14 protein-coding genes are annotated in these 13,322 nt (G+C 62.3%); 7 read left to right on the top strand and 7 right to left on the bottom strand.

All coding sequences use genetic code 11. The features are described 5' to 3' along the window. Positions 1 to 30: 30 nt before the first annotated feature. The gene (locus tag NQL71_RS25905) at positions 31 to 690 is read right to left on the bottom strand and encodes a methyltransferase family protein (RefSeq protein ID WP_046817608.1); all 660 of its coding nucleotides are present in this window, start codon (positions 688 to 690) and stop codon (positions 31 to 33) included. A gap of 28 nt (positions 691 to 718) precedes the next feature. Further along, entirely contained in the window at positions 719 to 1,663 is a 945-nt protein-coding gene (locus NQL71_RS25900; protein WP_077186042.1) for a GlxA family transcriptional regulator, read from the bottom strand. 124 nt (positions 1,664 to 1,787) lie between these two features. Here NQL71_RS25900 and NQL71_RS25895 point away from each other — a divergent pair, with 124 nt between their 5' ends. Continuing rightward, positions 1,788 to 2,579, top strand: a complete 792-nt coding sequence (locus NQL71_RS25895) for an SDR family NAD(P)-dependent oxidoreductase (protein ID WP_248687359.1) — start codon at positions 1,788 to 1,790, stop codon at positions 2,577 to 2,579. Positions 2,580 to 2,628: 49 nt separating this feature from the next. Here the strand turns inward: NQL71_RS25895 and NQL71_RS25890 are convergent, their stop codons facing one another. Next, a complete protein-coding gene (locus NQL71_RS25890) occupies positions 2,629 to 2,937 on the bottom strand; it encodes a DUF2388 domain-containing protein (protein ID WP_046817605.1) in 309 nt (102 codons plus the stop codon). A 316-nt stretch (positions 2,938 to 3,253) separates the two neighbouring features. On the opposite strand from NQL71_RS25890, the gene NQL71_RS25885 reads away from it, so the two are divergent. Continuing rightward, positions 3,254 to 4,216, top strand: a complete 963-nt coding sequence (locus tag NQL71_RS25885) for a LysR family transcriptional regulator (protein ID WP_077186044.1) — start codon at positions 3,254 to 3,256, stop codon at positions 4,214 to 4,216. A 119-nt stretch (positions 4,217 to 4,335) separates the two neighbouring features. On the opposite strand, the gene NQL71_RS25880 is transcribed toward NQL71_RS25885, so the two are convergent. Together NQL71_RS25880 and NQL71_RS25875 are read right to left on the bottom strand one after the other, a co-directional pair. Further along, positions 4,336 to 4,650, bottom strand: a complete 315-nt coding sequence (locus NQL71_RS25880; protein WP_046817603.1) for an NIPSNAP family protein — start codon at positions 4,648 to 4,650, stop codon at positions 4,336 to 4,338. A 12-nt stretch (positions 4,651 to 4,662) separates the two neighbouring features. After that, positions 4,663 to 5,829, bottom strand: coding sequence for an iron-containing alcohol dehydrogenase (locus NQL71_RS25875; RefSeq protein ID WP_166619283.1), 1,167 nt, complete (start codon positions 5,827 to 5,829; stop codon positions 4,663 to 4,665). A 156-nt stretch (positions 5,830 to 5,985) separates the two neighbouring features. Between NQL71_RS25875 and NQL71_RS25870 the strand changes: the two genes are divergently transcribed. The 4 genes from NQL71_RS25870 (at position 5,986) to NQL71_RS25855 (ending at position 10,232) form a co-directional block, all read left to right on the top strand. After that, positions 5,986 to 6,774, top strand: a complete 789-nt coding sequence (locus NQL71_RS25870; RefSeq protein WP_248687361.1) for an SDR family oxidoreductase — start codon at positions 5,986 to 5,988, stop codon at positions 6,772 to 6,774. Positions 6,775 to 7,041: 267 nt separating this feature from the next. Beyond that, complete coding sequence (locus NQL71_RS25865) at positions 7,042 to 8,355, top strand: MFS transporter (RefSeq protein ID WP_274643566.1); 1,314 nt, start codon at positions 7,042 to 7,044, stop codon at positions 8,353 to 8,355. Beyond that, positions 8,355 to 9,455, top strand: a complete 1,101-nt coding sequence (locus tag NQL71_RS25860) for an NAD(P)/FAD-dependent oxidoreductase (protein WP_274643565.1) — start codon at positions 8,355 to 8,357, stop codon at positions 9,453 to 9,455. The genes NQL71_RS25865 and NQL71_RS25860 overlap by 1 nt, the downstream gene beginning before the upstream one ends. Before the next feature lie 183 nt (positions 9,456 to 9,638). Then, positions 9,639 to 10,232, top strand: a complete 594-nt coding sequence (locus NQL71_RS25855; RefSeq protein ID WP_046817598.1) for a DinB family protein — start codon at positions 9,639 to 9,641, stop codon at positions 10,230 to 10,232. On the opposite strand, the gene NQL71_RS25850 is transcribed toward NQL71_RS25855, so the two are convergent. Both NQL71_RS25850 and NQL71_RS25845 read right to left on the bottom strand, forming a co-directional pair. Further along, on the bottom strand, positions 10,153 to 11,073 hold the full coding sequence (locus tag NQL71_RS25850) for a LysR substrate-binding domain-containing protein (protein ID WP_077186050.1): 921 nt from the start codon (positions 11,071 to 11,073) through the stop codon (positions 10,153 to 10,155). The genes NQL71_RS25855 and NQL71_RS25850 overlap by 80 nt on opposite strands. A 101-nt stretch (positions 11,074 to 11,174) precedes the next feature. Then, positions 11,175 to 12,155, bottom strand: a complete 981-nt coding sequence (locus tag NQL71_RS25845) for a LysR substrate-binding domain-containing protein (RefSeq protein WP_248687363.1) — start codon at positions 12,153 to 12,155, stop codon at positions 11,175 to 11,177. Positions 12,156 to 12,304: 149 nt separating this feature from the next. On the opposite strand from NQL71_RS25845, the gene NQL71_RS25840 reads away from it, so the two are divergent. Continuing rightward, positions 12,305 to 13,321, top strand: a complete 1,017-nt coding sequence (locus NQL71_RS25840) for an aldo/keto reductase (RefSeq protein WP_046817589.1) — start codon at positions 12,305 to 12,307, stop codon at positions 13,319 to 13,321. Position 13,322: the final 1 nt, after the last annotated feature.

Genomic DNA, 13,322 nt, shown 5'->3' with positions numbered 1-13,322 from the left:
AAGCCCGCTCCCACAGTGGATGTGTGTGTCTCAGTAAACTCTGGGGATCAACCGCCAGCTGCGGGCGCAATAAGCCTCATACTCACCACCGAATTGTGCCCGTAGCAGCGCCTCTTCCGAGTGGATCCGTGCAATCAACGGAATCACCGTCAACGCCGCCAGCAACAGCCCCACCCCCGAGCGAAAGGCCAGGGCCCAACCCACGGCAATCACCAACATCCCCAGGTAGCTGGGGTTACGCAGCTTGCGATAAATGCCGTCGGTCACCAGGCGGTGGCCCGGCTGGATCGCCACCAGCCCGCTGAAGCGTTTGCCGAGCACGAACACTGGCCAAAGCCGCAGGGCGCCGCCGATGATGAACAGCAGCGCGCCGAGCCAACGTACGCCTTCGCCACCAAAGGTCCAGAAGTCGATCCGGTCGGTGTAGGCCGGCAAGAACCCGCTCAACAATCCGATCACCCCGAAGGCCGGCAGCACCCAGCGATTGGCCCTGTCCTCGCGCTCGCCGGAACTCAAGTTGACCTCGGTAAACAGCGAAGCGAGGACCATGGCGAGGGTCGCCAGTACAACCACCACCAAGGCGGCATGGGAGAAAAACGCTGCAAAACCACCCAGTCCCCAAATCGCCAGCCAAAGATAGGCGAGGGTAGAAACGATGGCGAAAAATGCCAGTTTGGCCGAGATTTTCATGATGTCTCCACCACTCAGAGCACATCTTTCATTGTACCTCTGACCGCGCATTGCGTCTGATCACCTGCGGCGGCTGCCCGAACGCTCGAAGAAAGGCTTCACGCATGCGCCGGGGATCAAGGAAACCGGTTTCCAGGGCGATCTGCTCGAGCGTCAGGCGCCCACGTTCGAGCATCTGCCGTGCCGCTTCCAGGCGCAGGTTTTCGATGGCTTTGGCTGGCGACTGGCCGGTTTCGGCGCGGAATGCCCGGCTGAACTGGCGCGGGCTCAGGCGCGCCACTTGCGCCAGTTGTTCAACCGACAACGTTTGGGCGAGGTGTTCCCTGGCGTAGCCGAGGACGGTCTGGATGCGATCGGATTTCGGCGCCAGCTCCAGCAGCGCCGAGTGTTGTGACTGGCCGCCAGCGCGGCGGTGGTACATCACCAGTTTCTGCGCCACGGCGCGCGCGAGTTCGGCGCCGTGGTCCTTTTCCACCATGGCCAGTGCCAGGTCGATACCGGCGGTCATGCCGGCGGAGGTCCAGATCGAACCGTCGGTCACGTAGATCCGGTCCGCTTCCACCTTGATCGCTGGAAAGCGTTCCTGCAGTTGCCGCGCATAGGCCCAGTGCGTGGTCGCCCGGCGGCCCTCGAGCAGTCCGGCCTGGGCCATGACAAAGGCCCCGGAGCAAATCGAGGCGGTGCGGCGCGCAGTCCTGGCACTGGCCCGCACGTAGTCAAGCACGCCCTCGGGTGCCTGTTCGAGGATGGCGTCGCCGCCCACCACGATCACGGTGTCGAACACCCGCTCACCGAACGCTTCGGTGCCGACACTCAGGCCACCGGAAGCGCGCAAGGTAGACCCGTCTTCGGACAGTACCCGCACGTCATACAAGGCTTCGCCAGCGCTGAAGTTGGCGTATTCGAACACCGGCATGGCCGCCAGCGCCATGGACTGGAAACCCTCGAAAACCACAAACGCCACGCTGATCATCGCCTGGTCCTCAGAACGCCATGTCCGAAAAACGTAGATTAAACGTCATTTGAGACTAGCGCGAGTCAATTTATAACGGTTCCTACCTGGCGATTGTCTCGCCTCACTGTGAAGGAAACTGAACATGGCTCTCTCTCCCAAAGGCACTGCACTGATCACTGGCGCCTCTTCGGGTATCGGCGCGGTGTACGCCGATCGTCTCGCCCGGCAGGGTTATGACCTGATCCTGGTCGCTCGCAGCCAGGCAAAACTCGACACCTTGGCCAATCGCCTGAGCGACCAGACCGGCCGCGCTGTGGAGGTGGTCGCTGCGGATCTGAAAGACAAGGCTGGCTTGCGGCGGGTCGAACAGATCCTGCGCAGCGACGCGAGCATCACGTTATTGGTCAACAACGCCGGCGTCGGCGCGGTCATGCCGTTGCTCGGCAGCCCCGTGGATGACATGGAGGACATGATCACCCTTAATATCACCGCGCTGACACGCCTGGCCTATGCGGTGGCGCCTGGCTTCGTTGCACGGGGCGCCGGCACAGTGATCAACATTTCCTCGATCGTCGCCATTGCCCCGGAAATCCTCAACGGCGTATACGGTGGGACCAAGGCATTTGTCCTCGGCCTGAGCCAATCGATGCACCGCGAACTGGCCGACAAAGGCGTGCGCATTCAGGCCGTACTGCCGGGCGCGACCGCCACCGATTTCTGGAGCGAAGCCGGCAACCCGGTGGAGAACCTGCCGCAGGAGATCGTGATGTCCGCCGAAGACATGGTCGATGCGGCGCTGGTGGGGCTGGAGCAGGGGGAAGTGGTCACCCTTCCGGGCTTGCACGATGGTGAGCAGTGGGCTCGTTATGAAGCCCAGCGCCAGGTGTTGTCCGGGTTGTTTGGCAACTCGACGCCGGCTGCGCGTTATCGTTGATTAAAAGATCGCAGCCTCGCTTCCAGAGGCTGCGATCTTTTGATCTCGGTTATTGGCCTTCCTGGACAAGGATGGCGCGGGCCAGTTCTTCGTCGCTGGCGCTGCTGAGGTCGGGATGTTCCTGGCGAACCCGCTGCAGAACCTGCTCCAGGTAAACGCCGCGAATCGCGCCATCACTGGCCACGAAGCTGGAGGCGTCATCCCGCGCGGGAATCATCAGCTTGTCATCCTTGAACGTCGAATACAGCGAGGCGGAAACCCCGGCCGAGGTGGCGACATCTTTTGCGTCCACATCGGCCATCGCGGAGCCGAACGGTAAGCACAGTGCAAGGGAAGAAATGATAATCAGACGGCGCATGACGGTGTCCTCTGAAGGCGTGATGCAAAAAGGAAGTACCACACCTGTAGGATGCATGACTGTCGTCAGGAGTTCCCGAGTCGATGCCTTGAGCCGTTTTATTAGCGCTACCGCAGTTGCTCGGTTGTCCGCAATTGAGGTGTTCATGGCATGTGGCCGGATAGCCTGAAGTTCGCCCAGTCGTGAAAATCCGGAACAATTGAATTGTCAGTACCTGTCTGTTTCCGAACAAGAGGGCTGTGTACCCTGATGGTTCGCTAGCGAACCTTTTGCCCGCGTCGACGGCGCTCGGCGTGGGCCTTGATGGATCTGCACATTGAATCGAGCACACACAGACAGGGTTCCGTCCCTTGGCAGCATCGCTTCGCGGCTACGCCTCAAACAATTGCGGTTGTTGATCGCGCTGGATGACCGCGGCTCGCTGCACAAGGCCGCCGAGCAGATTTCGATTTCCCAGTCCGGCGCCACCAAGGCCTTGCAGGAGGTCGAGTCGCTGCTTGGCATGCCGTTATTCGATCGCCAGCCCAAAGGCCTGGTGGCCAATGAAATGGGACGTTGCATGATTCGTTATGCGCGGCTGATCTACAGCGATGTGGAGCATCTGCGCGAGGAAATGGTCAGCATCATGCGCGGCCAGGGCGGACGGCTGTCGGTTGGAGTGATCATGGGCGCGGTGCCGTTGCTGACCCGGGCACTGACCGAGTTGCGGCTCAAGCAACCGGAGCTGTCGGTGGAGCTGGTGGAAAACACCAGCGCCACTTTGCTCGGATTACTGGATCAGGGGCGACTGGACCTGGCCATCTGTCGAACCAGTGTCGGCCAGCGTTCGGATGCCTATGATTGTATCGAATTGAGCGAAGAACCCCTGGCCGTGGTCGCCAGCAAGGATCACCCGCTGGCCCGCGCCGAGTCGTTGCAGTTGGCGCAATTGAGCGATTACCGTTGGGTGGTCTACCCCAAGGACATGCCGATGCGCCAGGCCCTGGAGCGGGAAATGAACGAGGCAGGGCTGGAGATACCGCGTTATCCACTGGAAACCTCGTCGACCTTCGCCACCATTTTGCTGGTGCAACAGGACCCGACGTTGCTCGCGGTGATCCCGGTGGAGGTGGCCCGGTTCTGCGAACAGTTCGACCTGCTGGTCAAGCTGCCGGTGTCCTTGCGTGCGCTGATCGAGCCTTATGGCGTGATCAGTCGGGCCGGTGCCAATCTGTCCCCGGCGGCGACCCTGCTGATCAATGAGCTGCAGCGGGACCCATGTCCTGAACGGAACCTGTAGGAGCTGGCTTGCCAGCGAAAGCGGATTGTCAGCCAACACTAGTGTCGACTGGCACGCTCTCTTCGCTGGCAAGCCAGCTCCTACAGGTTTTCGTTTTGCCTGTCAGGTCGGGGCAGGGATTATTGGATGGGTGAAAACGCTGCCGGCATCAGCAGCTTCGATTCCATTTTTTCCAGCATGGGGAAGGCGATGGGCACGAAGCCTTCGAGCCAGTCCGGGTCCTGGTACAGCGCGGCGCGCTTGTTGATTCGCTCGTCCAGGCTCTCGTAGGCCCATAGGTGGATCACCTGGTTCAGCTCGCCGAATTCGCTGTACCACCAGCCCACCAGCGTGGCGTAGCGGGAAATCACCGGCAGGCCGTTTTCCTCGAAGTGCTTGAGGTAGGTCTGCATCGTGCCGATCTTCAGGGTGTAGGTGCGCATCTCGTAGAACATGGGGTTTGTCTCTCAGGAATGAATGCCGTGGAAGGCGTTGCTGATGATTCGCTCGACATCGGCAGCGTTGGTCAGGCGCGGGTTGACCAGCACGTTGCCGCTGCGCATCGAGTCGCTGACCATTTGCGGCATGTAGTCCAGGTCCACGCCCAGGTCCTTGATGTTGTCCGGGATGCCAATGGCCTCGTTCAGCGCCATCACGTGCTCCACCACCTTGCGCCCGGCACTGGCAGTGCTCAGGCCATTGACGTCTTCGCCCATGGCGATGGCGATGTCGCGGAACAACTCCGGGCAGGCCGGCAGGTTGTATTCGATTACGTAAGGCAGCAGCGTGGCGTTGGCGATGCCGTGGGGGATGTTGAACACGCCGCCGAAGGTGTGGGAAATCGCATGGACGTTGCCCAGTTTCGATTGGGCGAACGCGACTCCGGCGAGGAACGAAGCGAGTAGCATCTGCTCCCGCGCGTGCAGGTCCGAGCCGCTGAAAAACGCCTTGGGCAGGTGCGTGCAAATCAACTTGATCGCATGCAGGGCCAAGGCCTGGCTGATCGGGTTGGCCTGCTTCGAAACGTAGGATTCGATGGCGTGAGTCAGGGCATCCATGCCGGTGGCGGCGGTGATCGACGGCGGCAGCTTGAGGGTCAGTTCGGCGTCGAGAATCGCCAGTTTGGGGAACAATGCCGGGCTGATGATCACCGTCTTGAACAGTGTCCTGGTGTTGGTGAACACCGTGGAAGCCGTACACTCGCTACCGGTGCCCGAGGTGGTTGGAATGGCAAAGATCGGCAGCGGCGGGTGCAGTAGTTTGTCGTAGCCTTCGTAGTCGAGAATGTTGCCTGGGTTGGTGGCCATGGCCGCGACACCCTTGGCGGTGTCGATGCTGCTGCCGCCACCGACGCCGATCACCGAGTCGCAATCGTGGTTCTTCAGGAAGGCGACGGCACGTTCCAGCACATCCGTGGTGGGATTCGGTTCGACCCCGGCGAACACTTCGTAGCCAATGTCACTGTCGGCCAGCGAGGCGAAAAAACTTTCCATGACGCCCGATGCCATCAGGCCTTCGTCGGTGACCACCAGCAGTTTTTTTCGAACATGGGGCTTGAGCAATGCGCCGGCCTGACGCACCAGGCCGTTGCCGCTCTTCAAGGTCGTGGGGAAATAAAACTGGAACGGGTTCATGTGGGCCTCCGGTTTTCTTGTTGGTCCCGCAACAGTAATGAGCCCCGCTGGCTGTCGATAATGAAAAGGCCTGATACACCGATCACTCTTTGTCATCCCCCGAACGATGGGGGCTGGGTGGTAACGTGGGCGCTTTGAACCGTCAGGAGCATCGTCATGGATTTGGGTATTTCGGGGCGCTGGGCCATTGTTTGTGCCGCCAGCAAGGGTTTGGGCCTGGCCTGTGCGCGGGCCTTGGCGAAGGAGGGCGTCAACCTGGTGATCAACGCCCGGGGCAACGACACCTTGCAGGCCGCTGCCAATGAGTTGCGCGCCTTGGCGCCGAACATCGAAGTGCGCACCGTGGCCGGGGACATCAGTACACCTGCGGTGCGCGAACAGGTGCTGGCGGCGTGTCCGCAGGTGGACATCCTGGTCAATAACGCTGGTGGGCCGCCACCGGGAGATTTTCGCGACTGGCAACGTGAAGACTGGCTCAAGGCGCTGGATGCCAACATGCTCACGCCCATCGAGCTGATCAAGGCCTGTGTCGATGGCATGGCCGAGCGCGGTTTCGGGCGCATCGTCAACATCACTTCCGGCGCGGTGAAGGCGCCAATCGATGTTCTCGGTCTGTCCAATGGCGCCCGCAGTGGCCTGACCGGGTTCATCGCCGGGCTGGCCCGGCAGGCGCGACTGGCGGGCAACAACGTCACGGTCAACAACCTGTTGCCGGGGCCGTTCGAGACCGAACGCCTGCACAAGACCCTGAATGCCGCCGCCCAGGCCAACGGCACCAGCGTTGAAAGCATCGCCCAACAGCGGCGCAAGAACGTCCCGGCCCAGCGCTTCGGCCAGCCGGATGAATTCGGGGCTTATTGCGCCTTCATCTGCAGCGCCCAATCCGGTTTCCTCACCGGGCAAAACCTGTTGCTGGACGGCGGCAGTTACCCCGGTACGTTCTGATCGCAGGGGGATGACCGTTGGTGATCCCCCAATCAGATCCCATCATTATTCAGCACTCGGGGGCGTGATTAGAGTGGGGCCGCTTGCCTGATTCTGTCTGTCAAAACGCTGTACCTGTGGGAGCGGGCTTGCTCGCGAAGAGGGAGTGTCAGTCGAAGTTGATGTGTCTGACACACCGCATTCGCGAGCAAGCCCGCTCCCACAGGTTCCGCGTCCTGACTGACAGGCATTGGGCAGCTCGTCTCCAGAACAATAAGAGCGCCCCACATGAACAATCCGAGTGCCGAAAGCCTGGCGTTGCCAGCCACGCCCGCAACCGAACGTGCCACCAACGTGCGTTGGCGGATATTCCTCATCATGCTGTTGCTGACCGCGATCAACTACATCGACCGCGCCTCGCTGTCGGTGGCGTTGCCGCTGATTTCCAGCGAGTTCCAGATCCCGCCAGCCCTCGAAGGCTTGATGCTCAGCGCGTTTTTCTGGTCTTACGCCTTGATGCAGATTCCTGGCGGCATGCTGCTGGACCGGTTCCACACCCGTCGCGTCATCGTCGTCGCAACCATCGCCTGGGGCGCGTTCCAGGCCTTGGCCGCCGGGGCGCACAACTGGGTCACCCTGTTGATCACGCGCATGGGCCTGGGCGTCGCCGAGTCGCCGATCATGCCCGCCGGCGCCAAGCTCAACGGCGCCTGGCTGACCCCCAACGAACGCGGCCGCGGTGCGGTGCTGGTCGATGGTGGTGCGCCCCTGGGCAGTGCCTTCGGTGCGATCATCATTGCCGGGCTGATTGGCTGGTTCGACTCCTGGCGCATCGCGTTCGTGATCGCCGGGGTCGGCACCATGCTCGCCGGCGTGCTGGCCTGGAAATACATTCGCAATCACCCCGGCGAACACCCCGGTGTCAATGCCGCTGAACTGGCGCACATCACCGCAGGCAACGCCACGGTCAGCCAGCCAGGTGCAGTCACCAGCATCCCGTTCAAGGAACTGCTCAAGGACCGTTCGGTGCTGGCGATGTTCGCCGGTTACTGCTGCATCCTCAGCGTGTTCTACGGCCTGTTGACCTGGATGCCGAGCTACCTGCACCAGACCCATGGCCTGAATATTTCCGGCATGGGCGGCGCGACCTTCCTGATTTTCATGTGTGGTTTCATCGGCGAACTGGTCGGCGGCTACCTGGGGGACAAATGGAAATCCAGCGGCGCCTCGCCCAACCTGGTGATGCGCAGCATGTTCAGCGGATCGGCGCTGGTCGCGGCACTGTGCATGCTGGCGACGGCCTACACCGCCCAGGCGAGCCAGGCGATCGGTCTACTTTGCCTGGCGATGTTTTTCATTCGCTGGTGCGGCATGTACTGGTGCATTCCGTCGATCCTCGGCGGCACCTCGAAAACCGGTGTACTGGCCGGCACCATGAATTTCTGCGGCAACATGGCCGGGGTGATCGTGCCGATCCTGATCGGCCTGATCGTGCAGTTCACCGGCTCGTATTTCCTGGTGCTGATCTTCTTCGTGGTCATGGCCATGCTGCTGGCGATATTCTCCAGCCTGATCGATTACCGGGAACGAGGGCTGGTTTGATGAGCGTTGATGTCGACTGCGTGGTGGTCGGGGCCGGGGTAGTGGGCCTGGCGGTGGCCAGGGCCCTGGCCATGAGCGGTCGCGAAGTGATCCTGGTCGAGGCCGGCGGAGGGATTGGCGAGGGCATCAGTTCGCGCAATTCCGAAGTGATCCACGCCGGTATCTATTACCCCGGCGGCAGCCTCAAGGCTCAGTTGTGCGTGGAGGGCAAGCAACGCCTCTACGCATTCTGCGACGAACGTGGCGTCAGCTATCAGCGCCTCGGCAAGCTGATCGTGGCCACCGACGATGTGCAGCGCGTGGCGCTGCAGGGTTTGCTGGAGCAAGGCCGGCGCAATGGCGTCGATGACCTGCAATGGCTGGATGCCTGCCAGGCGCATGAGCTGGAACCTGAGTTGGCTTGCGTGGCGGCGCTGTGGTCTCCGTCCACCGGCATCGTCGATTCCCATGGCCTGATGCTGGCGTTGCAGGCCGATGCGCAAGCCTGGGGCGCGTCCCTGGCCTTTCATACGCCGCTGTTGTCGGCCCGCTGCACCGAACCGGGTTTTACACTGCAGATGGGCGGCGCCGAGCCCATGACCCTGAGCTGCAGCGAGCTGGTCAACTGCGCGGGGTTGTCCGCGCCCGAAGTGGCGAGCGGCATCGTCGGCCTGCCAGCGCAATACGTGCCCGAGGCGCGGTTGTGCAAGGGCAGTTATTTCAGCCTCACCGGTCGCGCGCCGTTCCGGCACCTGGTGTACCCGGCGCCGGAAAGCGCCGGGCTGGGTGTGCACATGACCCTCGATCTTGGCGGCCAGGCGCGTTTCGGCCCGGATGTGGAATGGGTCGACAGGCTCGATTACCGCGTGGATCCAGCACGCGCCGACGGCTTTTATCAAGCGATTCGCCGCTACTGGCCAGGCTTGCCGGATGCCAGCCTGCAACCGGCCTACAGCGGTATTCGCCCGAAAATCACCGGCCCGACGGCGCCTGCCGCCGACTTCCGCATCAGCGGATTTACCGAACATGGAGTGCCGGGCCTGGTGAATCTGTTCGGCATCGAATCGCCGGGCCTGACCAGTTGCCTGGCGCTGGCCGAGCGGGTGGTGGCGCACTTGTAGACGCGAGCCTGCTCGCGATGAACCTGAGAGTGCCGCTGGGTGTCAGGTACCCCGCGTTATCGTTGACGACCATCGCGAGCAGGCTCGCTCCCACAGGGGGAGGACCGATGATCAGCGGCTGCGCCACAGCCCGCGGATAGCGCTATCCTTGGAAGATGTGCTCTTCGCCATCGGAGAAGTCTGATGATCAACGTACGCACTGCCTGCATGCTTGCCGATTACAAGCAATGGGCCAACCAGCGCCTGTTCGAGAACCTGGCGCAACTGCCGCCTGGGGAAGTCGAAAAAGAACGCGCCGGGGTCTTCAAGAACATCATCGGCACGCTCAATCATATTTATGTGGTGGACCGAATCTGGCAGGCTCACCTCGAAGGCCGAGGGCACGGCTTCAAGACCTCCCATGATCTGATACACCCTGAACTGGCGGTACTGCGCCTGGCGCAACAGGATGTGGATCGTTGGTACTGCAACTGGAGCGCGAAGCAGACCGATGCCTCGCTGGACAAACCCCTGAGGTTCACCTTCGTTTCCGGCGAAAGCGGCACCATGAGTGCCGGCGCGATGCTGATGCACGTGGTCAACCACGCAAGCTATCACCGGGGCTGGGTGATCCAGATGTATTTCGAAATCCCGGCGATGCCGCCGATGACGGACCTGCCGATCTACCTGCGCGAGACTGACCCGCACTTCAACCCGCTCAATGCCCCGGCAGTGGCGCCGACATGTGCTCCACTATTCGCGAGCGCAACCAACGTTCTGCCGGATCGTTATCGTTGACGCCGTTCCAGACCATGGACAGTTCGGACAGGTTGATATCGAACGGCGGGTCATCGGCACGCAGCTGGCTGCTGCCATCGATCAGCGCGCAGGCGGCGTAGTCGGGCACCGAGGCCAGCATGTCGGTGCCCGCCAGCAACGCCCGCAGGCCCGAGAACTGCGGCACCGCCAACACCACCCGGCGTGACCGGCCGATGCGCGCCAGGTCATTGTCGATGGCGCCGCTCAAATCGCCGGAAAACGACACCAGCGCATGGGGACGCTCGCAGAATTCATCCAGGGTCAGTGGCCCGGGCCGGTCATCGCCGCGCAGGACCTTGACGCTCAAATCCCGCAGTTTCTTGCGCTTGGCATTGGCCGGCAGTTCCGTTGTGTAGCTGATGCCGACGGAAATCTCACCACTGCCGAGCATCGACGACATCAACAGGTAATTGACCCGGCGCACCACCACCACGACGTTCTGCGCTTCCTCGCGAATCTGCTTGAGCAGCGGCGGAAACAGGCCGAACTCGGCATCGTCGGACAGGCCGATGCGAAACACATCGCGGCTGATCGACGGGTCGAAATCCTTGGCCCGGCTCACTGCCCCGGAAATGGTGTCCATCGCCGGCTGCAGCTCCTTGAGAATCACCAGGGCCCGCGGGGTTGGCTCCAGCACCCGCCCGTTGCGCACCAGCAGCGGATCGTCGAACAGATCGCGCAACCGCGCCAGCGCCGCACTGACGGCCGGCTGGCCGAGGAACAGCTTCTCCCCGGCCCGGGTCAGGTTCTTCTCGAACATCAGGGTTTCGAAAATCACCAACAGGTTCATGTCCACGCGGCGCAGGTCGTTGCGGTTCATGGTGGGGGCTCACAGGGCTTTGAAGTCTTTTCAGTAAAGCACCAAACCCTCAGGAGAGATGCGCAACCTGTGGGAGCGGGCTTGCCCGCGATGGCGGTGTGTCAAGCGACATCAGTGTTGTCTGACACTCCCTCTTCGCGGGCAAGCCCGCTCCCACAGGGATTGCATTCAACCGACGGATTTCCGTCAGTCGCACCCGGCTCCGTCAGCACCTTCCTGAACGTTTCCACCAACGGCCGCAAATTGATCCGGTGCCACGCCGCCCACAGCGGCCTCGTGAGGGTAATCCACGGCACTTCTCGCAGCACCACGCCCGGCGGTGCGTTGCGGCTCAAGCCTTTCTGAATCATGGCGATGCCCAAGCCCGAGGCCACCAGGGCCATGGCGGTGAAGGGGCCTGTGGCTTCCATGCGGATATCCGGGGTGAAGCCGGCGCGGATGCAGGCGCTGACGAAGTTTTCGCGGCTGCTGACATTCTGGTGGTGCTGCACGCCGATCCATTCCTGGTGGGCGAGATCGTCCGGGGTCAATACGGCCTGCTGCGCCAGCGGATGGTGCTCGGGCAGGGCCAGCAGCATCGGGTCGTCCAGCACCTGGAAGCCCAGCAGGTCGGGGTCGTCGTCTGTCGGCGGTTCGCTGACCAGGGCGATATCCAGACTACGCTGACGCAGGCCTTCGAGTTGCTCAGCGGAGCTCTGGTTGTACAGTGCGACGTGCACGTTCGGCCGATCGACCCGCAGCACGCGCAAGGCATTGGGCAGGACGCCGGCGTGCATGGCGTTTTCGATGTAGCCGATGCACAGGCCGCCTTCTTCGCCGCGGCCCAGGCGTTTACCCAGGGACTCCAGGCGACTGGCGTGGGTCAGAAAGGCACGCGTTTCGGCGAGGAAGGTCTGGCCGTCGCGGGTCAGGCGGATGCGTTGCTGGCTGCGCTCGAACAGGGTCAGGCCCAGGCGCTCTTCGAGCTGGGCGATCTGCCGGCTCAGGGGCGATTGGGAAATGTGCAGGCGTTCGGCGGCGCGACCGACGTGTTCTTCCTCGGCGACGGCGACGAAGTAGCGCAATTGGCGGATGTCGATCATGTCAGACCTCTGGGGACTCAAGTGCTGCATATTATGTCTTGGACGGTCCGATGATCGCAATCTAGGATCTGCTCATCGGTAAGGCAAATAACCGTTCCCTGTAGGAGCAGGCTTCTGCAGGGTTAACCAGCATTCGAGAGCAATTGATTATGAGCTTGAAAGACAAACTGCCCGGTGCCCTGGGTTTTGGCACCGCGCCATTGGGCAACATGTTCCGCGCCATTCCCGAGGAAGAAGCGCAAGCCACCGTCCACGCTGCCTGGGAGGCCGGCGTGCGGTATTTCGATACCGCGCCGTTCTACGGTTCGGGCCTGTCGGAAATTCGCCTCGGCGAGGCGTTGTCCCGCTACAACCGCGACGACTACGTGCTCAGCAGCAAGGTCGGCCGGGTGATCCTCGATGAAGTCGAAGACGCCGCGGCCCGCGACCTGGGCGAGAAGAACGGGGTGTTCGAACACGGCCGCCCGAACAAGATCGTCAACGACTACAGCGCCGACGCGACCCTGCGTTCGATCGAAGACAGCCTCAAGCGCCTGAAAACCGATCGCCTGGACATCGTCTGGGTGCATGACATCGCCCAGGATTTCTACGGCGATCAGTGGCTGGAGTACTTCAACCAGGCCCGCACCGGCGCCTTCAAGGTGCTGACCCGCTTGCGCGAAGAAGGCGTGATCAAGGGCTGGGGCCTGGGGGTGAACAAGGTCGAGCCGTGCGAATTGACCCTTGATCTGAGTGAAGCGCAGCCGGACGGTTTTCTGCTGGCGGGTCGCTACACTCTTCTCGACCATGAGCGCGCCTTGCAGCGCTTGATGGACGCGGCGCGGGCGCAGAACGTCGAGATCGTGGTCGGCGGCCCTTACAGTTCGGGCATCCTGGCCGGTGGCGCGCATTTCGAATACCAGAAGGCCAGCCCGGCGATCGTCAGCAAGGTCGAGCAGATCAAGCGCATCGCGGCGGCCCATGGTGTCGACATCAAGGCGGCGGCGTTGCAGTTCTCCTTGGCCAACCCGGCCGTGGCCGCGGTGATTCCCGGCGCCAGTCGCCCGGAGCGAATTGCTGAAGATGTGGCGGCCTTGTCGGCGGTGATTCCCGCCGCTTTCTGGCAAGCGATGCGTGAAGCGAAACTGGTGTCCGAGCGCGCACCCTTGCCGATCATTGGAGCTTGAG

The sequence above is a fragment of the Pseudomonas serbica genome (genome assembly GCF_028823535.1).
GTDB classification, from domain to species: Bacteria; Pseudomonadota; Gammaproteobacteria; order Pseudomonadales; family Pseudomonadaceae; genus Aquipseudomonas; species Aquipseudomonas serbica.
Note: the sequence above shows the minus strand (reverse complement) of the source record. Positions and strands in the feature narration are given on the sequence as shown.